12 protein-coding genes and 1 tRNA gene are annotated in these 21288 nt (G+C 39.0%); 9 read left to right on the forward strand and 4 right to left on the reverse strand.

Translation table 11 applies throughout. The features are described from left to right. Positions 1 to 18 precede the first annotated feature (18 nt). Positions 19 to 1365, forward strand: a complete 1347-nt coding sequence (locus CDW55_RS06100) for an ammonium transporter (protein ID WP_088468882.1) — start codon at positions 19 to 21, stop codon at positions 1363 to 1365. A 45-nt stretch (positions 1366 to 1410) separates the two neighbouring features. Here CDW55_RS06100 and CDW55_RS06105 read toward each other — a convergent pair whose 3' ends face one another. Then, a complete protein-coding gene (locus CDW55_RS06105; protein WP_088468883.1) occupies positions 1411 to 3483 on the reverse strand; it encodes a thiamine pyrophosphate-dependent enzyme in 2073 nt (690 codons plus the stop codon). A 230-nt stretch (positions 3484 to 3713) separates the two neighbouring features. On the opposite strand from CDW55_RS06105, the gene CDW55_RS06110 reads away from it, so the two are divergent. The 3 genes from CDW55_RS06110 to CDW55_RS06120 all read left to right on the forward strand — a co-directional run bounded on the left by CDW55_RS06110 (position 3714) and on the right by CDW55_RS06120 (position 10956). Then, positions 3714 to 5306 (forward strand): T9SS type A sorting domain-containing protein, encoded by a 1593-nt coding sequence (locus tag CDW55_RS06110; protein ID WP_088468884.1) that lies wholly within the window; start codon positions 3714 to 3716, stop codon positions 5304 to 5306. Between the two features lie 146 nt (positions 5307 to 5452). Then, on the forward strand, positions 5453 to 10108 hold the full coding sequence (gene dnaE / locus CDW55_RS06115) for a DNA polymerase III subunit alpha (RefSeq protein WP_088468885.1): 4656 nt from the start codon (positions 5453 to 5455) through the stop codon (positions 10106 to 10108). 191 nt (positions 10109 to 10299) lie between these two features. Further along, positions 10300 to 10956: a response regulator transcription factor gene (locus CDW55_RS06120; RefSeq protein ID WP_088468886.1), complete on the forward strand. Its 657-nt coding sequence runs from the start codon at positions 10300 to 10302 to the stop codon at positions 10954 to 10956. A 39-nt stretch (positions 10957 to 10995) separates the two neighbouring features. Here the strand turns inward: CDW55_RS06120 and CDW55_RS06125 are convergent, their stop codons facing one another. Then, complete coding sequence (locus CDW55_RS06125; protein ID WP_088468887.1) at positions 10996 to 12129, reverse strand: methionine aminotransferase; 1134 nt, start codon at positions 12127 to 12129, stop codon at positions 10996 to 10998. Between the two features lie 74 nt (positions 12130 to 12203). Here CDW55_RS06125 and CDW55_RS06130 point away from each other — a divergent pair, with 74 nt between their 5' ends. Together CDW55_RS06130 and CDW55_RS06135 are read left to right on the forward strand one after the other, a co-directional pair. After that, a complete protein-coding gene (locus CDW55_RS06130; RefSeq protein WP_088468888.1) occupies positions 12204 to 13223 on the forward strand; it encodes a M28 family metallopeptidase in 1020 nt (339 codons plus the stop codon). A 69-nt stretch (positions 13224 to 13292) separates the two neighbouring features. Beyond that, positions 13293 to 13364: transfer RNA gene (locus tag CDW55_RS06135), tRNA-Arg, on the forward strand. A 291-nt stretch (positions 13365 to 13655) separates the two neighbouring features. On the opposite strand, the gene CDW55_RS06140 is transcribed toward CDW55_RS06135, so the two are convergent. Then, on the reverse strand, positions 13656 to 14189 hold the full coding sequence (locus CDW55_RS06140; protein WP_143332928.1) for a hypothetical protein: 534 nt from the start codon (positions 14187 to 14189) through the stop codon (positions 13656 to 13658). Positions 14190 to 14222: 33 nt separating this feature from the next. Next, positions 14223 to 17006, reverse strand: coding sequence for an excinuclease ABC subunit UvrA (gene uvrA, locus CDW55_RS06145; protein ID WP_088468890.1), 2784 nt, complete (start codon positions 17004 to 17006; stop codon positions 14223 to 14225). A gap of 319 nt (positions 17007 to 17325) precedes the next feature. Here uvrA and CDW55_RS06150 point away from each other — a divergent pair, with 319 nt between their 5' ends. The 3 genes from CDW55_RS06150 (at position 17326) to dnaN (ending at position 21206) form a co-directional block, all read left to right on the forward strand. Then, positions 17326 to 19134, forward strand: coding sequence for a TonB-dependent receptor (locus CDW55_RS06150; protein WP_088468891.1), 1809 nt, complete (start codon positions 17326 to 17328; stop codon positions 19132 to 19134). Between the two features lie 82 nt (positions 19135 to 19216). Further along, the gene (locus CDW55_RS06155) at positions 19217 to 19933 is read left to right on the forward strand and encodes a DUF2490 domain-containing protein (protein WP_088468892.1); all 717 of its coding nucleotides are present in this window, start codon (positions 19217 to 19219) and stop codon (positions 19931 to 19933) included. Between the two features lie 142 nt (positions 19934 to 20075). Continuing rightward, positions 20076 to 21206, forward strand: a complete 1131-nt coding sequence (gene dnaN, locus CDW55_RS06160) for a DNA polymerase III subunit beta (RefSeq protein WP_088468893.1) — start codon at positions 20076 to 20078, stop codon at positions 21204 to 21206. The last annotated feature ends 82 nt before the right edge of the window (positions 21207 to 21288 follow it).

The raw sequence follows: 21288 nt of genomic DNA on the forward strand, positions 1-21288 counted from the left end.
GGGTAAAAATAAAAAAATATGAAAATTGAGAAAAGATGGATTGCTTCTTTTGTTGTAATTACAATGATTTCAATCGCGGCATTATTCTGGAAAACTGAAATTCCTGTCCCAAACTCCGGCGAATTCCTCAGCGAAGACCAAATTGTAGGTGCTGATGTTGCCTGGATTTTAGCCGCAGCAGGTTTGGTTTTGTTGATGACTCCCGGCCTTTCGTTTTTCTATGGCGGAATGGTGGGTAGCAAAAACGTGATTTCCACCATGTTGCAGAGTTTTATTGCACTGGGTGTAATTTCCATTCTTTGGGTGGTTGTTGGTTTCAGTCTTTCCTTTGGTGAAAGTTTAGGTTTCACTTTCAATGGCATTCATTACGGTATCATCGGAAATCCTTTGAGTTACCCTTTTTTCAGTAGGGTAGGTACAGTTCCACATCATTTAATGGCGCACACAATTCCTTTTATTTTGTTCGCATTGTTTCAAATGAAATTTGCGGTAATTACACCGGCTTTAATCACTGGTTCGTTTGCTGAAAGGGTTCGTTTTATTTCCTATCTTTTATTTATGGTTCTATTCAGTTTGTTTATATATACGCCACTTTGCCACATGGTTTGGCATCCGGAAGGTTTGCTGAATAAATTTTTCGGAGTAAAAGATTTCGCCGGAGGAACGGTAGTTCACATGAGTGCAGGTTTCGCAGCACTTGCCGGCGCAATTGTTTTGGGACGAAGAAAAAATCCACATCATCAACCTTCGAATATTCCATTTGTTTTATTAGGAACCGGAATGCTTTGGTTTGGATGGTTTGGTTTCAATGCTGGTTCTGCTTTAGCGGCTAATGCAACTGCTGCGATGGCTTTTGGTACCACCACCATTGCTTCGGCTTCCGCAATGATCACCTGGATATTTTTTGATCGAATTAATGGAAGAAAAGTCTCTGCCTTAGGCGCTTCCATTGGTGCGGTTGTTGGCTTGGTAGCAATTACCCCAGCTGCGGGATTTGTAACAATTGCTGAAAGTCTGTTCATCGGGTTTATCTCTGCAATTATTTCTAATTCAATGATGCACTGGAAAAAACTCAAAAAAATAGATGACACTTTGGATGTCTTTGCCTGTCATGGCGTAGGAGGAATTATGGGAATGATTCTTACCGCAATTTTTGCGCATGGCGAAAATTCAAGTTTGTTGCATGGGGGCTGGTCGGTTTTTGGGCATCACATGCTGGCTTTGGTTCTGGTTTCGGCGTTTACATTTTTTGGAGCTTTATTACTCTACAAAATCACTGATTTCATCATTCCACTGCGGGTTTCGGAAGAATCAGAGCACCTCGGACTTGATCTTTCTCAGCACGATGAATCCATTGGTATTTAATTTTAATGAAAAAAGCACCGTTTCAATCTCGGTGCTTTTAGTTTTTTAATGACTTAACATTTCCTTTATTTTCTCAGAAACCTTTTCCCCATTCGGCAGCATTTCTTTTTCTAGAATTAAGTTGATTGGAACTGCAGGTAAATTTAATGAACCCATTGCTTCAACTGGCGCGTCGAGATATTTAAAACATTCTTTGGTGATGCGGTGTGCAAATGCTTCGGCAAATGAATTATTGAGCTGCTCTTCGGTAAGAACCAGGCATTTGCTGTGGATTTTTACGCTTTCGAATACTAATTTTTCATCGAGTGGAATTAAGGTTCTCAGGTCGATAATTTCTACTCTGCCTGGGAAATTTGCTGCGGCTTCTTTTGCCCAGTAAACGCCCATTCCGTAGGTGACAATGACCATGGTTCTGCCTTTTTCAGTTTCCGTTTTATCGGCCTCTTTGATGATGTTAGCTTTTCCGAACGGTAAAATGTAATCTTCCGCAGGCTCAATGGTTTTCGCATCTTCGGTTCCCGGAACTTTGCTCCAGTAAAGCCCTTTATGTTCCAGCATTACCACAGGATTGGGATCATAATAAGCTGCTTTCAGCAAACCTTTGAAATCTGCAGCGTTGCTCGGATAAGCGATTTTGATTCCTTTGATATTTGCGAGAATGCTTTCTACACTTCCGCTGTGATAAGGTCCGCCACCACCATAAGCGCCAATGGGAACGCGGATGATATTGCTCACCGGAAATTTTCCGTTAGATAAGTAATTTGATTTTGAAATCTCTGTAATGAGTTGGTTAATTCCGGGATAAATATAGTCGGCAAACTGTACTTCGACAATAGGTTTTAGGCCAACAGCACTCATCCCAACAGTGGATCCGATAATATATGCTTCCTGAATCGCGGTATTGAAAACTCTTTTATTACCGAATTTCTTGCCTAAAGTTACTGCTTCACGGAACACTCCGCCGATTCTTTCACCTACATCCTGTCCGTAAAGCAATGCTTCCGGATGTTTCCACATAATTTCCTGAATGGCATGGATGGCCGCATCTACCATAACAATTTTTTCTTGTCCTTTTGGTTCTCTTTCGCCGGATTCTTCTGTAATCGGGGTCGGAGCAAAAATGTGTTCTGTAACAGTTTCCGGTTTCGGATCTTCAGCTGAAATTGCCTTTTCAAATGCGTGTTCCGCTTCTGTCCTAGCGTTTTTTTCAATCTTGTTCAGAAGATCTTCGCTGATGCCGTCTTCGATTAATCTGTTTCTTAACATCTTTCCCGGATCTTTTGCACGGTGTTTTGCCAGATCATCCTCATCTCTGTAAAATTCACGCCGAACGCCTGAAGTGTGGTGACCAATGAGAACAGTTTTCGCACAAACAAGTATCGGCTTTCTTTCTGACCGCACAAAATCGACGGCTTTTTTCATGGCTTCAAAACTCTCTATAAAATCGGTTCCGTCCACACGCATTCTGTTTAATCCCACAAAACCCGCAGCATAATCGTACGCATCTGAAGTTCTTGCTTCTTCTTTTGTTACTGAAATTCCCCATTCGTTATCCTGAATAAGAAATATAATGGGCAGCTGATGCAGGGCCGCAAACTGAAATGCTTCAGCAACTTCACCCTCGGTCACAGAATTGTCGCCTAAACTGCAGACAACAACAGGATTTTGGTCATAAGTTTCAAGATTGAATTCCTGAATATATTTAATTCCCTGTGCAATTCCGGTGGTAGGAATCGCCTGCATACCGGTGGCGGAACTTTGGTGAATTATTTTTGGTAAATCTTCTTCGCGACTCGACGGGTGTGAATAATAGGAGCGGCCGCCGGAAAAAGGATCATCGGCTTTAGCTAAAAGCTGGAGCATTAAGCGGAAGGGCTCAAAACCAATTCCAAGCAGTAAACTTTCGTCGCGGTAGTATGGTGAAACCCAGTCGTCCTTTGTTAACTGGTAAGCTGTAGCCAACTGAATGGCTTCGTGTCCGCGTGAGGTGCTGTGAACATACTTGGTGATATTCCTATTTTCTTCATAAATGTCGGCCATCGCTTTTGCCAGCATCATGTGATTAAAGGCTTTTAATAAAATCTCCTCTGATATGTGTTTTTTTGTGCCTATTTCCATATAAAACAAATATAAAAATTTTAATGACAATAATAAAACTACTGTTTGTGGGAACTGGATTAATAGCTGAGAAAACTGCTATCTGCAATTATTTCACAAAAGTGGTGTAAACACGATCTGTTAATGGCTGAAAATATTGTGATTTGATAAAAGAAAATCCAAAAAACTAAATTATTCTAAATTTCATTTATTTATTATATATTTGGAAGACAATTTTAAAATAACGACATATGAAAAAATTATTACTTTCGTGCTTACTTGGTTTAGGGATTGGTGCTCATGCACAACTAAACTATGTAGGCGATTTTGAAGAAGCCACTAATGTGGGACAGTATGCACAGTTCGGAGGTGGAACAATCGCAGCAGCTGCTGCATGCTCGGGAACATTAGGTGGTCAGTTGGCCATTGGTGGCACCGTTACACAAACCGGATGGATGGTTTTAAATGATGTTCTTGAAGAAGAATTTGGTAAAATCAATAACGGCCAGGAAGCGGCTATAAGTTTTAATTACAAAAAGGCAGCCGGAGTAACCGGAACTTTGTACGCAGCAGTATTTACCTATGTTGCAGCTTCTAATGCATGGAACATCGAATATGTTAGCACGGGCACAGTTTTGGGAAGTGCAGCGATTACAACATGTACTCAAAAAACCGGGATAATTCCTGCAGGAAAAATGCAGCCGGGGCAATCTTATGGGTATGGTGCATGGTTTGTTCCATCTGGCTCAACCACTGGAAATGTTTTTGTAGATGATTTATCAATAGTTCAACAGTCTGTAACTGCAGTTCCTGCTTGTACAACATTTACGAATCCAACATCGGGAGCTGTTTTGCCGTCAGGAACCAATACCTTCACTTGGCAAGCAGTGCCAACAGCAGTAAATTACATCCTTACGGTAGGTACTACACCTGGTGGAAATGACGTTTTTGGTGGTGTTGTAGCAGGAACCTCTCAGAATGTAGCGCTTGCACCTAATACAACTTATTACACAACAGTAACACCTTGGAATACAGTAGGGGAAGCTTCAGGCTGTACAGGAATTACGTTCTCAACCAATAATGTCATTACTTACTGCGGTCCGTTAACTTCCAGCGCGCCTACGGCTGTAGCACCTATAAAATCAGTGAACTTTGCGGGAACTACCAAGACTTCAGATGCTACAGCAACAACAATTGGGGCATTCCCTGCGTATGAAGATTTTACCACAACAATTTTTGAAGTTAAAGATAATGTAACATCCCTTCCGCTTACTGTATTAGGAACCACTAACGGAAATCCTGTAAATGGCTGGGCAATGTCGGTATTTATTGACTGGAACAGCGATGGTGATTTTGATGATGCAGGTGAGTCTTATTTCAATACTACTGCTACAATGATCAGAAAGGTTAATTTGCCTGATAATCCAATTTCATTAACCGGTAATATTGCAATTCCTGCAGGAACTTCTTATGGACAGAAAAGAATGAGGGTTAAATATAATTTCTCAGGAACAGCAATTCATACCTCATTGGTATCTGCCTGCGCTCAAATGGTTAACGGACAAGCAGAAGATTATACAATCAATTATCAACAATTCCTTGCGGTAGACGATCTAAATAAGTCGGATGTTTCTGTTTATCCAAATCCATTTACCGATGTAGTTAAAATCTCCGATATCAAAGGAGTAAAATCAATCAATATCGTAGATGCATCAGGCCGAACTGTGAAAACCTTGGCACCTGCTGCTGAGCTAAACCTCGGGCATCTGAAATCAGGAATGTATTTCGTGAATTTACAGTATGCTGACGGTTCTGTAAAAACAGTGAAGTCAATTAAAAAATAAGATTTTTAATAATTAATAGAAGGCGGCAGATTTATCTGTCGCTTTTTTTTGCACCTGTGTTATAAGGACTGATATCAATTTTTTATGTTTTAGCAGCTTTTTTCTAAACATATTTTACCCTAATTTTACCAAAATTCTTCTTTATAATGTATTTAATTTTCGATACCGAGACTACAGGTTTACCAAAAAATTTCAGCGCACCACTCTCTGATTCCGACAACTGGCCCAGAATGGTTCAGATTGCGTGGCAGTTGCACGACCGGAACGGGAATCTGCTAGAAAATCAGGATTATATCATCAAACCTGAAGGATACGATATTCCTTTCAACGCTACCCGGATTCATGGGATTTCTACTAAAATTGCTAAAGAAGAAGGTCGTGATCTCGCAGAGGTTTTGGCGGAATTTCAGGAAGTTTTAAAGAAAACGGAAGTGGTTGTAGGGCACAATATTGATTTCGATTATAATATTGTAGGTGCTGAATTTCACAGAAAAGATTTTGAAAATACACTTGAAAAAATTCCATCTGCAGATACCATGGAGCTTGGAACCGATTTCTGTAAACTCGGCGGTGGAAAAAACGGCAGATATAAATCACCAAAATTAGTCGAACTCTACGAAAAACTCTACAACGAAAAATTCGATGAAGCACACAATGCTGCAGCCGACGTAAACGCAACCGCACAGATTTTCTTCGAAATGATCCGGATTGGTGTTATTCCGGCGGAAAAAATCAAAATGTCCGATTCAGAATTTCAGGATTTTATCAGCAGTCATCCGAATACTTTCCCGCCATTTGCGATTATTATCAGAAGGCAGGTGGCGGCTTCCAAAAAGAAGAAAAAAGTTGATTTTGGTGATACGGATGAGATTGAAATCGGCGACTATTTCAATTTCCATAACCACAGTATTTACTCATCACTGCAGGCTTCAACGCATATTTCTGATCTTGTAAAAAAAGCCTTGGTCAATAATTTTTCGGCGGTAGGATTGGTTGATCTGGGGAATATGATGGGCGCTTTCAAGTTTGTTTCCGAAGTAGAGAAAGCCAATGCAAACATTAAAAAAACATATAAAGAATACGAAGAAAATAAATTAAAAGCACAGGAAGAAGGCAGGGAATTTACCGACACCGAACCCAGAAAAGACCCGCTGATTCCGGTAATTGGCTGCGAGTTTTATATTTCCGACCGGCCGGAGCAGAAACAGTTTACCAAAGATGATCCCGACCGCAGGACCAACGTGGTTCTACTTGCGAAAAATTTTAACGGATATAAAAATCTGGCAAAACTTTCGAGTTTAGGTTATGTTAACGGCTTTTATTTTGGTGTTCCGAGGATTTCAAGGCAGATGATTGCGGAATATCGTAAAGATGTTATCGCCCTTACAGCCGGAACTTTGGGAGATATTCCCAATACCGTTCTTGAATTTGGTGAACAGAAAGGAGAGGAAATTTTCCGGTGGTGGAAAGATACTTTTGGTGACGATTTTTACGTACAGATCCAGAATCATGAAGTGGAGGAAGAGGAGCATTTAAATGAAGTTTTGCTGGAATTTGCTGAGAAATATGATGTAAAGATTTTAGCACAGAATGAAACATTCTACACCGAAAAAGAAGATGCCAACATTCAGGATATTTTATACTGTATTAAAGACGGGGAGAAGCTTTCTTCTCCTGTAGGTAAGGGTTTTGGCAAGAGACGCGGGCTTCCGTCCAACGAATTCTACATTAAAAACAGTGATGAACTGAAGCAGGCTTTCATCCAGTTTCCTGATGCTTTTGAAGCGTATTCAGAATTTCTGGCAAAGTTTGAACCCTATACTTTAAAACGTGACGTTCTCCTTCCCGAGTTCGATATTCCTGAGGAATTTTTAAGTAAAGAAGATAAAATTGACGGCGGAAAACGCGGAGAAAACGCTTATCTCAGACATTTAACTTATGAAGGCGCAGCAAAAAGATATGGCGAAATTACTGATGAAATAAGGGAGCGGCTGGATTTCGAGCTTGAAGTTATTGCCAACACCGGCTATCCCGGCTATTTCCTTATCGTTCAGGATTTCTGTAACGAAGCCCGCAAAATGGGCGTTTGGGTTGGCCCTGGGCGTGGTTCTGCTGCAGGATCTGCCGTAGCGTACTGTACAGGAATCACCAATGTGGATCCTATTAAATACGATTTGCTATTTGAGCGTTTTCTGAATCCTGAAAGGATTTCCATGCCGGATATTGATATCGATTTCGATGACGAAGGACGTGACAAAATCATCAAATGGGTGGTTGAAAAATACGGTAAGACCAATGTTGCCCAAATTATCACTTACTCAGTGTTAGGCGGGAAATCAGCCATAAAAGATGCCGGTAGGGTACTCGATATTTCAATTCCGGAAACCAATAACATAGCGAAACTCATTCCCTCAACTCCAGGGATGAATATTGCGAAAGCTTTTGCAAAATTCGATAAATTAAGTCCTGAAGATAAAGTTCTGGCTCAGGAAATGAAAGATATCCTCGAAAACAAGCAGGATTCCAGATTTGGAGTGCTCTCGGCAGCGCAGCGTATGGAAGGTTGCATCCGAAATACCGGAATTCATGCCTGCGGTGTGATTATAACTCCGGAAGATATTTCGAATCTTGTCCCGATCACTATTGCAGCGAAAGATCCGGATATTTTAGTGTCACAGTTCGATAACTCGGTAGCTGAAAGTGCAGGCCTCCTAAAGATGGACTTTTTGGGTTTGCGGACTTTAACCATTATTAAACACGCCATTAAACTCATCAAAGAACGCCACGGAATCGAAATTAATCCGGATGAAATTCCCCTGGATGATCTCAAAACCTATCAGCTGTTCCAAGAGGGGAGAACCATTGGGATTTTTCAGTATGAAAGTCCCGGAATGCAGAAATACATGCGCGAACTGAAACCTACTCAGTTTGCGGATTTAATTGCGATGAACGCGCTTTACCGTCCCGGACCTATAAAGTACATCCCGAATTTCATCAACCGTAAAAATAAGTTGGAAGAAACGGTGTATGATTTAAAGGAAACCGAAGAATTCCTCGCAGAAACTTACGGAATTACGGTTTATCAGGAACAGGTAATGCTTTTGTCGCAAAAATTGGCGAATTTTACCAAAGGTGAAGCCGATACATTAAGAAAAGCGATGGGTAAGAAAGACCGCGCTACACTCGACAAAATGTATCCGAAGTTTATGGAAGAAGGCGAAAAAAATAACCTCGCTGTTGATAAACTCAATAAAATATGGAAAGACTGGGAGGCATTTGCCGAATACGCCTTCAATAAATCCCACTCAACCTGCTATGCGCTGATTGCCTACCAAACTGCTTATCTCAAAGCCAATTACCCGGCAGAGTATATGGCAAGTGTAATGACGAATAACCTGAACAATACCAAGCAAATCACCATGTTTATGGAGGATTGCAAAAGTATTGGCGTGGATGTTTTGGGTCCTTCGGTGAACGAATCGCAGTATGAATTCTCGGTAAACGAAAAAGGCCAGATCCGTTTCGGGTTGGGAGCGATTAAAGGAATTGGTGAAGGACCGAGTGAAGCGATTGTAAATGCAAGAAAAACGGAAAGATTCAAAAATATTTATGACTTTTTTGAAAGAATACCATCCTCACAAATGAACAAAAGAGTGGCAGAGAGTTTGGTGGTTGCAGGCGCTTTCGATGAGGTCGACCGTTATCACCGTGCGCAGTATTTCGATATCGATATTGCTGGAAAAACCAATATCGAGAAACTTTTACGTTACGGACAGAGCTTTCAGGATACCAAAAATGAAGTAGAAAACTCGCTGTTTGCCGATTTTGCCGATGAGGTGAAAATTGAGCCACCTAAAATAAATCCTGCCCCAGAGTGGCAAAGCATGCACAAACTTAATAAAGAAAAAGAAATCATAGGATTTTATCTGTCTGCGCATCCGCTTGATGAGTACAAATTCCAGTTTCAGTTTATTCAGGGTGCTTTAGGCAAAAAAGAAATCCTCGAAGGCAAGAAAGATGAAGTTGCGGAACTCGAAAAAATAATTCTGCCGGTTGATATTGCAGATACGACAGATTCGGATGACGAACTCATCGATATTCCGGGTGAAATTTTAAGCGGAGACGAAGAAGTTTTAATTGAGGAACCGACAAAAAAAGCAGAACCAAAAGGCAGTTTTAATTTCCTGAATCTGGATGAAGTAGAAGCTTTCAAAGACAGCGTATTTGCTAGCCAACAGCCTGATTTGTTCAATGATGAAAAAATGAGCTGGAAGGAAAAGCAGGCCATGAAAAATAACTCACCCGAGTATATGGTTGCCGGATTGGTCACCGAATACACCGTACGCGACGGGAAAAACAGCGGCGAAAAAGTTGCTTTCATCACCCTGGAAGATTACAGCGGAAGTTATGGTTTCCGGCTTGGAGACCGCGACTATATGAGGCTTCGTGACCGGATCGATGTACAGCGGTTTGTCATTTTCAAGATTAAATTCTCGCAGGCAAAAGACGGCAGAGTCTTTGTAAATATTTCGGATGTGATTGATCTGAAAGATGCGTTTGAAAAGTTTGCTAAAAAGATGACAATTGTGGTAAATCTGCAGGATCTTCGCAGAGAAGATATTGAGTTTTTCAAAAATAATTTTTCAGAAAACAAAGGCGAACAGAGGCTTAATTTCTTTGTAAAAAATCCCGAAGACCAGTCGACCATCGAACTCATGGCAATGAAAGCGCACATTGAAATTAACGGAGATCTGCTGGAAGTAATTCACGATATGCAGAAATATGAGGTATTTCTGAATTAAAATTTCACAATAGATTTTAAGACAATTTTAATAGGTAATGAGTAGGACAGTATCGAACTTCGGTGCTGTCTTGTTTTTTTAAACCAATGTTAACGAGTTGTTAATTTGCTCATAATTAGTAAGTTTGGGTGATTTTACGGTAATCGGAGAGCGATAAAATCATTATTTTCGTAAAACCAAACACAAATTCTATGAAAACTGAAATTATTCTTTTTGATAATCACTGTCTGTATCTTGAGGCGATGGGTTGTTTGTTGGATAAAAATGGCTTTGGTGAAAAATACAGTTACACCATTACCACTGAAGCCGATGAGCTTGAAAATTTAATTAAAGAAGAATCTCAAATTGCCGTTCTTAATATTTTAGGATTCAGTACCAATGATGCGTTGGCTATAATCGAAAAGTTGATGGGTCTTAACGCACAGTTAAAAATTATTATTCTTTCGGCCAATATAGATGTTAAAAACATCAAGAAATTTTTCGACCGAGGCATCAAAAGTTTTCTCAGCAAAAGTACCGATACCGCAGAATTCGTGCTTGCATTAAATGAAGTAATCGCGGGCCGGATCTTTCTAAATGAAGAAATAAAAAATATACTTTACAATTTTATCTGTAATCTCGAAAATTCAAATGAGAAAAAAATTGGTTCTTTCGAAGAACTTACCGTACGCGAAAGAGAAGTTCTCGACCTCATTTGTGAAGGTTTCCGGACTAAGGAAATTGCGGATAAGCTATTTATCAGTACACATACAGTAGAAACGCACCGCAGGAAAATTATGTTCAAACTTGACGTTAGAAATTCCTCAATGCTCGTGAAATTTGCGGTGGATAATCATCTTGTTAATTAATGAATTAATTCTGATCATACGTAATCTCAAAAATAAAGATCATAAAAACTCTTTTAAATGCTCTACCGCTTTTAGAATGGTCTCTTCTCTTTTAGCGAAACAAAAACGGATTTTTCCCGAATCCGATGGCTCATGATAAAATGCAGAAATAGGGATTGTTGCAACTTTTGCGTGTTCGGTAAGCCATACTGCGAATTCCTTTTCAGGCTTTTCTGAAATATTTCCATAGCTCATAATCTGGAAATAACCACCTTCTGCTTTTTCCGTAAATGTGAACGGCAGATCCTTAAAAGATTCGATAAAGAAATCCCTTTTTTGCTGCATGAATTTGCTGTTTTCTTCTGCATCGAAAATTTCTAAATATTTGGCGATGGCATATTGTGCAGGCGCATTCACACTGAAGCTCAAGTACTGATGTACCCGCCGGTAAGCCCGCGAAAGTTCTTCGGAAGCCAATACATAACCTACTTTCCAGCCGGTAATGTGAAACATTTTCCCGAACGAAAAAATACTGAAACATTTTTCCCTGAGAACAGGATGCTGAAAGGCGCTGTAAAACCTGCGCTCATCGTAAGTCAGGAGATCATACACTTCATCAGAAATTAAAATAATATCGGTCTTGGAAATGAGATTTGCGAGTTGATCCCAGTCTTCTTTTCTCCAGACTTTTCCGGAAGGATTATGGGGTGAATTTACAATGATTGCTTTGGTTTTAAGACTGATGACTTGCTTGAGTGCATCAAAATCAACTTCAAAATTATCCTTCAGCTTCACATATACTGGGATTCCACCGTTAACTTCTATAGAAGGAACATACGAATCGTAGCAGGGTTCGAGTACAATAACTTCATCACCTGGGCCAAGAATGGCCGCCAAGGCTGTGTAAATTGCGTAGCTTGCGCCGGGAGAAACTGTAATATTTTCCTTGGAAACCGAAATCTTACGTTTCAAATTAAATTCAGATAAATTTTCGACAAGTATTGGCAAGCCTGCCATGGGTGCATATTGGTTGAAATTTTTCTCGGTCCCTTCGCATAGAAGTTTTTTCAGTCTGTCGTCAATATCATAATCCGGAAAACCTTGCGAAAGATTCACAGCGTTATATTTCAGCGCTAAAGCCGACATTTCCGAGAAAATTGTAAGGTCGCTTCCTGAATGTTTTCTTTTAATCATACTCAAATTTATAATAATGGTTTCGAAACTTAATCTAAAAAAAATGCTATTTTTAAACTTTACAAAATAAATTTATGAAAAACATCCTGATTCCGCTGCTTTCGGCAGTTTTGTTAACAAGTTGTGCCACGGTAAATTATACGTATGATGGCAATGCTTTCAAAAAATCTATGCGCACGATTACCCAAGATGATTTAAAGAAAAACCTTTATGTAATTGCTTCGGACGAAATGGAAGGACGCAATACAGGCAGTCCCGGACAGAAGAAAGCCGGTGAATACATCATCAAACAGTACAAGGAAATGGGTGTTCCTTACCCAACGCCGATGAGTTCTTATTACCAGACTGTGCCTGCAGAATTTCTCAACGCGAAAAGAGGTAAAGGCCTGCCTGACTCCGAAAATATTCTGGCATTTATAAAAGGCAGCGAAAAACCTGATGAAATTATTGTAATTTCTGCACATTATGATCATGTAGGAACACAAAACGGTGTTGTTTACAACGGTGCAGATGATGATGGAAGCGGTACAGTTGCTCTCATTGAAATTGCTGAAGCTTTTCAGTATGCTAAAAAGGCTGGTCATGGCCCGAAACGATCGGTTTTGTTTTTACATGTAACCGGCGAAGAACATGGGCTTTTGGGATCCGATTACTACTCGGAAAATCCGGTTTTTCCATTGGCAAATACAGTAACGAATCTTAACATCGATATGATCGGAAGATGCGATCCGGCGAATTGTGGTAAAGATTATGTGTATGTGATCGGTTCGGAAATGTTGAGTTCTGAACTGAAGAAAATTAATGAAGCGGCCAATAATAAAACAACCAAAATGGAGTTGAATTACAAATACGACGAACCTAATGATCCGCAAAGGCTGTATTACAGATCAGACCATTATAATTTTGCAAAGCACAATATTCCGGTAGCTTTTTTCTTTGACGGAATTCATGAAGATTACCACAAACCCACTGATGATGCTGATAAAATAGATTACAACGCATTGCAGAAACGCACCCAATTGGTTTTTGCCACTGCCTGGGAGCTGGCAAACCGAAAAGACCGCATTGTGGTTGACGGTAAAAATAACAGGTAATTTTTTAGTATTAAAAAAATAGATCCGTTGCTTTTGCAGCGGATTTTTGTTTTTGTAAATTTGATTTCCGGCTCCATAGTTCAACGGATAGAATAGAAGTTTCCTAAACTTTAGATCCAAGTTCGATTCTTGGTGGAGTCACGATCCTTAAATAAGAGAATCCGCTGTTCAGCAGCGGATTCAATAGATAGGGATCTCATTTTTTTTTAGTTAGACAACAACAAAAAAGAGAAGCCGACGGTGCTTCTCTTAAATTTTTATATCAATTTAATGGTATTTCGCTGTGTATTGAAAAGGATAATTGCGATCATTTCAATTTATTTTCAGAGTAAATGTAGCAATTATTCTGATACACAATGTAAATTTACTGTTAAAATTCACACGTTATCCACATTTTTTTGTGGATAAAACCTAACTGTGGAAGTGACTTTGTTATTTTGAAATTAGAGCTTGGTTTTCAAACGCAGCAGTTCTACGAACAAAATACTGTTTATACCCTAAGTCTTCAATGTTTTCTAAAAATTTATAGATATCAATATTTTTTACAGAATCACTCTCGAACGAGAATGATAATGGTTTCAAGTATCCCCAACTGTCTATTAAATTTTGGTTTTTAGATGACTTTTTTAAAAATGGATAGATTTTTTCAAACTTAATTTCATGTAAGCTGTCGGAAGATAAAGATCTTTTTTCAAGCTTTATTTCATCAAGTCCATATCCACATAAAGGTGAAAACACCTCTTCAGAATGATAGAAAATTTTGTTATCTTTTGTTATAATGAAATTAAGTTTACCCATAGGATAATCGTAAAGCTCGATTTCTGGTATTACTTCCAAATCCGGTTCCTTTCTTTTTAATTCCTGAATATGTTTTTCTCTGTCTTTAAGAAACTCTGAGACAATAAAAAGTCTTTTTTCATCAGGTATGCTTTCCGTCTTTTTACAGGAACCAAGAAATAGAATCATTATAAGTAAAATTAAAAATCTCATTAATCACAATTAAAGTTTTTCCAGCAAAAATTTACCGGTATGCGATTTTTTATTTTTCACCAAATCTTCCGGAGTTCCCGAAAATACTACTTCTCCGCCATATTTTCCGGCTTCCGGGCCAATATCTATGATAAAATCGGCGGATTTTATAATATCTGGCTGATGTTCAATCACAATCACTGAATGTCCTAACTCAATCAGAGCCTGAAGCGAGGTAAGTAATTTATTGATGTCGTGGAAGTGCAGACCGGTGGATGGTTCATCGAATATAAATAGGGTTTTGTCTGTCGTGACGCCTTTCACAAGAAATGAGGCCAGTTTTACACGCTGAGCTTCTCCGCCGGATAGGGTAGATGAACTCTGTCCCAACTGCAGATAGCCTAAGCCTACTTCCTGCAAAGGTTTCAGTTTGGTGACGATTTTCATTTCATTGTTTTCGGTGAAAAATTCCAGAGCTTCATCCACGGTCATGTGCAGAATGTCGGAAATGTTTTTTTCATCGAATTTAATTTCAAGGATTTCGTTTTTGAAGCGTGTGCCTTTACAGGTTTCACATTCCAGTTCGATATCAGCCATAAACTGCATGGATACGTTAATTACGCCTTCGCCTTTGCAGTCATCACACCTTCCGCCATCCACGTTGAATGAAAAATGTTTCGGTTTCAGTCCCTGAATTTTTGCCAATTTTTGCTTTGAAAATAAATCCCGGATATCGTCATAAGCTTTTAAATACGTCACAGGATTTGAACGTGATGATTTACCGATTGGGTTTTGGTCGATCAGTTCAATGTTTTTAATGAGTTTCTTGGGAAATTCAACCGAATCGTAATCTCCTTTTTTGCCGCCCATTCCCAACTGAACCTGAATTTCGTTCGTAAGAACTTCTTTCATTAAAGTCGATTTTCCGGAACCGGAAACTCCTGATATCACCACCAGATTTTCCAGCGGAATATCTACATCAATGTTTTTTAAATTATTTTGTCTTGCTCCTTTGATTTGTATAAATTCTTTGGCTTTTCGGCGTTTTTCAGGAACTTTAATTTCAAGTTTTCCGGTGAGATATTGTGCGGTAAGCGAGTCTGAATTTTTAAGTTCTTTAAAATCCCCTGCAAAAACCAGTTCGCCGCCAAGATAACCTGCTTCCGGGCCGATATCGATGATGTAATCTGCGGCTTTCATCACGTCTTCATCATGTTCTACCACAATCACGGTATTTCCTAAATCTCTAAGGTTTTTTAGTACTTCAATCAGGTTTTCGGTGTCGCGGGAATGCAGTCCAATCGAAGGTTCGTCGAGAATATAAATGGAACCCACAAGTGAACTTCCCAAACTTGTTGCCAAATTAATTCGCTGGCTTTCACCACCTGAAAGCGTGTTCGAAGTTCTGTTGAGCGTTAAATAACCAAGTCCTACTTTTTCAAGAAATTCGAGTCTTGTTGTAATTTCATAAAGCAGTCTTTTTGCAATTTCTGCGTCATGTTTACTGAGTTTCAGTGATTTTATGAGCGGTAAAAGTTCATCCAGAGGCATCTCGATCATCGACTGTATATTGTGTCCGTCGATTTTTACCCATTTTGTTTCTTCACGCAGACGCAACCCTTCGCAGGTCGGGCAAAGTGTTTTTCCTCGGAATCTGGAAAGCATCACGCGGTACTGAATTTTGTACAGATTTTCTTCCAGCATTTTGAAGAAACTGTTGATTGATGGGAAGTTTCTGCTATTGTCGCCTTTCCAGAGATAGTTTTTCTGGTCTTTTGTGAGCTGATAATAAGGTTTATGAACCGGAAAATCTTTAGCTTTTTTAATAAAGTCTTTTTTCCATTCGCTCATGCTTTCACCTTTCCAGCTTGCTACAGCATCTTCAAAAACCGACAAGTTTTTATTCGGAACGACCAAATCCTCATCAATGCCTATTACTTTTCCGTAACCTTCGCATTCTGGGCAGGCTCCGTACGGATTATTGAAACTGAAAAAATGAACATTCGGTTCCATGAACTCCATACCGTCGAGCTCAAATTTGTTTGAAAATTCGGTGACTTTTCCGCTTTCTGTGTTTTTAAGAGAACAATATCCATGTCCTTCGTAGAATGCCATCTGGATAGAATCTGCCAATCTTTGCAGGAAACTTTCGTTTTCTTCATAACTGAAACGGTCGATCACGAGAAAGATTTCCATGTCTTTTTCCGGAATAAATCCGAAACTTTCCAAATCTTCAATTCCCGCTACGTTTCCATTGATTTCGAGACGGGTAAAACCTGATACTTTCAGTGTTTTAAGATGCTCTGAAAACTTAGAAACCTCAAAATGTAGGGGGCTTCTTAAAAGGAAAATTTGATTCTCTGATTTTTGAATGAAATCAATCACATCGCTTACAGAATCTTTTTTTACTTCGTCGCCTGAAACTGGTGAAAACGTGCGTCCGATTCTGGCAAAAAGAAGTTTCAGGTAATCATAAACTTCGGTTGAAGTACCTACCGTTGACCGCGGATTCGAAGAAATAACTTTCTGCTGAATGGCGATTGACGGTGCAAGACCTTTAATGTCATCAACTTTTGGCTTTTCGAGTTTGCCTAAAAATTGCCTGGCATACGAACTCAGACTTTCCACATATCTGCGTTGTCCTTCTGCATAAATCGTGTCGAAAGCAAGCGAGGACTTTCCGCTTCCCGAAACCCCTGTAATTACAATTAGTTTGTTTTTAGGAAGCAGAACATCAATTTGTTTCAGGTTATTCAGATGTGCGTTTTTTACGAAAATCTGTTTTTTAATATCAATATCTGTAGTTGTGGTCATGACTAAAATTAAAGCTCACAAAATTACGGATTTTTTCACCGAAAATGCTGAGAACATTCTTTTTAAATCATGTTAATTGTGAAATAAGAATTCAAATATCAGCACATCTTCGAGCATGCATCTGTTAATTTATATATGAAAAATATTGAATTATCATGATTTTCCTAACTAATATTTGTCATAAAAATTGCGTTCTTTTTTTGTTGAGTTGTTATTTATATTTGCCGCTTATTTTACTGTAACTAATCATAAATGCACTGTTTTCTGTTCTTTTTATGATTGTTGTTTTCATTGTAAACCATATCAAAATTTAATAAAAGTGAAAAAAATAGTTTTAAGTATTTTGCTCGTAGGAAACATTCTGCAGTTTGCTGCCCAATCAAAAGAAAGCGAAATTGACGAAGTAAATATCCAGGGGAAATTTCTTACGCTTCCCGTAAAAAAGGTGAATGAAAACGTAACGGTAATCCGTCGCGAACAAATTATAAACTCGCCAGCCAAAAGTGTTGAAGAAGTTTTGGCTCAGTTTACTGGTTTTGATATCCGCCGAAGAGGCGGTAACGGCGTTCAGGCAGATATTTCTTTGCGTGGCAGCAGTTTCGAGCAGGTTCTTATCTTGGTGAACGGGATCCGGATGAGTGATTCGCAAACCGGACATAATTCAATGAATCTTCCGTTCGATCTGGCTTCAGTAGAAAGAATTGAAGTTATAAAAGGTCCGTCAGCACGAAGTTTTGGGCAAAATGCGTACGCTGGCGTTGTAAACATCATTACAAAGACAAGCGATGAGGAAAAAGTAATTGTTTCCGCTAACGGCGGAGATTTTGGAACCTATTCTTTAGGAGTAGGCGCAAACTTTGGGAGTCCGAAAATTTCCAATTTTATCCAGGTGAATACTTCGTCATCGGAAGGATACCGCTATAATACCGATTATAAAATCAACAATGTTTATTACCAGAATGAAATTGCACTGCAAAACGGAAATTTGAAATTTCAGGCCGGTATTCAGGAAAAGAAATTTGGGGCGAATGGGTTTTATGCTTCACCAAATGCCAAAGATCAGTATGAGGAAACGCAGGCGTCGATTGTAAGTTTGGGGCTTAACCAGAATTTCAGTAATTTTAAATTCAATTCAAATATCTACTGGAGAAGAGGGCAGGATATGTACGAATATGTCCGCAACAGACCCGAAATCTACAGAAACATGCACATTGGGAACAACATTGGTTTTGAAGCCAACGGAACCTATCATTCCGGCTTGGGAAATACTGGTTTGGGAGTGGAACTGCGCAAAGAATTTTTGGCAAGCAATAATCTTGGACATCGCGAGCGGTTTATTACTCAACTTTTCCTGGAGCATCACTTTTCTTTCATTCAGAATAAACTAAACATTTCTCCCGGAGTTTTGTGGGCCAATTATGCAGAAGAAGGAAACTTTTTCTACCCAGGTTTGGATGTAGGATTTGATATTACAGAAAACCATAAAATCTACGGAAACATCGCTAAAGTCAACAGGATTCCAACTTTTACCGATTTGTATTATGTGAGCAAGACGGAGGCAGGAAATCCCGATTTGAAGCCCGAACATGCTTTGGCTGCAGAATTGGGTTACCGTTATCAGCAAAATAATTTTGTCGGAAAAATAAGCGGTTTCCTCAGAAATTCAAATAATTCGATCGACTGGGTGAAACAAAATACAAATGACATCTGGAAAGCAGAGAATATCGGCGAAATCGATACAAAAGGTTTTGAGATTGAACTGGGCCAGCATTTTGATTCGTTTGTGAAATCTTATTCAGTAGGATATACATTTCTTGAAAGTAAAAACAGCCAGCCTGAACATTTGATCTCAAGATACGTGATGGAGAATCTTAAACATCAGTTTGTTGGGAAACTGGAGAACCGTTTTCTTAAGCATTTCACAAGTCAGCTCATTTACCGGTACAATGAAAGGGTAACAACAGGCAGTTACCAGACTTTAGATGAAAAACTAAGTTATGATTTCCGGAATTTGAATCTGTACGTTTTAATCAACAATATCACCAATTCCGATTATACCGAAACATTCGGGATTCCGATGCCGAAACGCTGGTTTCATGTAGGTTTTACGTATAAAATTGCACTTTAAAGCTTTAAATTTCAGAAGCATGAAAATTGGCAGTCTGTATTATATTTTATTAATATTCAGATAATTATTTTAATTTTGCGGGATGAAAAACAAAGTATATTTCATTATTATTTTTCTTTTATCTTTCTCGGCAAACGCGCAGCAGGAGCATGTTTCGAGTTTTAATGCCTTAACGGTAACCTATAAATTTCATCCGAAATTTTTTCTTTATGCTGAAGGCCAACTGCGCGGGATTGAAGATTTTTCTTATCCCGATTACTATGAAATTAAAGGAGGAGTAGGTTATAATCTTACAAAAAATCACAAGCCGTTTATCGGTATTGGGCGCTACGGAAATTACAAAAACCATGTTATGGATAAAGAAGAATTCCGGGTTTGGCTGCAGGATGTGATCGATCTGAAATCTGGCAAATTCAAATTTGAAAACCGTTTCCGAGCCGAAAAAAGCTGGTTTTATGAGCCGTTGAAAGACGTGCATTCCGACAGAATCAGGCTCAGGTACAGGCTTAATATTTCAGTTCCTCTCAATGCTGATACGGTAAAACCAGGGACTGTTTTTGCAAATGCTTACGACGAAGTTTTCTTTGTAACTACAGAAAAACCTTTGTTTGCAAGAAACAGGGTTTATGGAGGTTTTGGCTACCAAATCGATGAAAATTTAGGGATTGCGACCGGTTACCTCTGGCAAAGGGAATTTGCCCAGTCCGGTAACAAAAATCTGCACTTTCTCTATCTCGCACTGAACATTACGATTGACGGTTCCGACGATAAAGACTATCAATTCCCGGGGGCTGACTAATGTTGATAACTTTTAACCGAATTGCTTCTTAATTACAAAGTTTGTTTCCTTTTTTTGCTTCAAATTCATATATTTGTCAAAATAATTTTTTATATGTAACGCTTGCGTTCCATTTGTCCTTTTTTAAAATAAATATATCCAAATGAAATTTATTGTTGCAAGTGGGGAATTACAGAAAGCATTGAACACCGTAAGTGGAGTGATTTCAAGTTCCCAGTCAAGACCAATTCTTGAAAATTACCTGTTTGAAATCGAAGAAAACAATCTTAAAATAACTGCTTCCGACGGCGAAACTACTTTGGTAACTTTACTGGAAGTAAAATCTGATGATACCGGTAAATTCGCAGTTCCTGCCAAGATTTTTCAGGATTTCGTGAAAACCTATGGTGAGCAGCCTTTAACTTTATCGGTGAAGGATTCCGAAGACGGAAACGGGTCACTGCTTGAAATTTTAGATGAAAAAGACAATTTCGCCGTAGCACTTGATAATGCTGAAGATTATCCCGAATTACCAGAATTTGATGCGTCACAAAGCGTAAAAATTTCTGCCGGAGTTCTTAGCGAAGCCCTTACCAACACTCTTTTTGCAACAAGCAACGATTCCCTCAGACCTGTAATGACTGGCGTTCTGTTTCAGTTTAAAGAAGACGAAACCAATTTTGTTTCTACAGATTCTCACCGTTTGGTGGTGTATAAAAGAACAGATTTAATCAATCCTGAACCGATAGAATTCATTATGCCGAAAAAACCATTGGCAATCTTCAAAAATATTCTTGCGAATTCCAATGAAGATGTTACGATTGAATTCAACGAGAACATGGCGAAATTCACTTTCGGAAACAATACCTGGATCTGTAGACTGATCGATGGTAAATACCCGAATTATACCGCGGTAATTCCAAAAGAAAATCCAAATGTATTAACCATCAACAGAAATCTTTTGCTCAGCTCTATCCGCCGGGCTTCCATCATGTCGAATAAATCGACAAATCAGGTGAGATTCAAACTTTCCGGAAATATTCTTCACCTTCATGCAGAAGATACAGAGTATGCAAACAAAGCAGATATGCAGATTCCGTGTGATTATAATGGTGAAGATATCAACATCGGTTTCAGTTCTAAATTTTTAACTGAAATGCTTTCAGTATTAGTTTCCGATGATATTACCATGAAAATGTCGCAACCCAACAGACCTGGAATCATTGAGCCGGTAGATGGTTTGGATGCTGAAGAAAATATCCTGATGCTTTCAATGCCGGTAATCGGGATGTAAGTTGAAGATAAAAACAATATCAATTGAGATTTGAAATTTTTCAGATCTCAATTTTTTTTTAACCTGCAAAATCACGATATTT

The organism is Chryseobacterium sp. VAUSW3 (genome assembly GCF_002205795.1).
In the GTDB taxonomy this organism is placed as follows: domain Bacteria; phylum Bacteroidota; class Bacteroidia; order Flavobacteriales; family Weeksellaceae; genus Kaistella; species Kaistella yananensis.

Bases quoted from the DNA above. Each gene is read 5' to 3' on its own strand.
- CDW55_RS06100 (WP_088468882.1), top strand. From the start codon at position 19: ATGAAAATTGAGAAAAGATGGATTGCTTCTTTTGTTGTAATTACAATG.
- CDW55_RS06105 (WP_088468883.1), bottom strand. From the start codon at position 3,483: ATGGAAATAGGCACAAAAAAACACATATCAGAGGAGATTTTATTAAAA.
- CDW55_RS06110 (WP_088468884.1), top strand. From the start codon at position 3,714: ATGAAAAAATTATTACTTTCGTGCTTACTTGGTTTAGGGATTGGTGCT.
- dnaE (WP_088468885.1), top strand. From the start codon at position 5,453: ATGTATTTAATTTTCGATACCGAGACTACAGGTTTACCAAAAAATTTC.
- CDW55_RS06120 (WP_088468886.1), top strand. From the start codon at position 10,300: ATGAAAACTGAAATTATTCTTTTTGATAATCACTGTCTGTATCTTGAG.
- CDW55_RS06125 (WP_088468887.1), bottom strand. From the start codon at position 12,129: ATGATTAAAAGAAAACATTCAGGAAGCGACCTTACAATTTTCTCGGAA.
- CDW55_RS06130 (WP_088468888.1), top strand. From the start codon at position 12,204: ATGAAAAACATCCTGATTCCGCTGCTTTCGGCAGTTTTGTTAACAAGT.
- CDW55_RS06140 (WP_143332928.1), bottom strand. From the start codon at position 14,189: ATGATTCTATTTCTTGGTTCCTGTAAAAAGACGGAAAGCATACCTGAT.
- uvrA (WP_088468890.1), bottom strand. From the start codon at position 17,006: ATGACCACAACTACAGATATTGATATTAAAAAACAGATTTTCGTAAAA.
- CDW55_RS06155 (WP_088468892.1), top strand. From the start codon at position 19,217: ATGAAAAACAAAGTATATTTCATTATTATTTTTCTTTTATCTTTCTCG.
- dnaN (WP_088468893.1), top strand. From the start codon at position 20,076: ATGAAATTTATTGTTGCAAGTGGGGAATTACAGAAAGCATTGAACACC.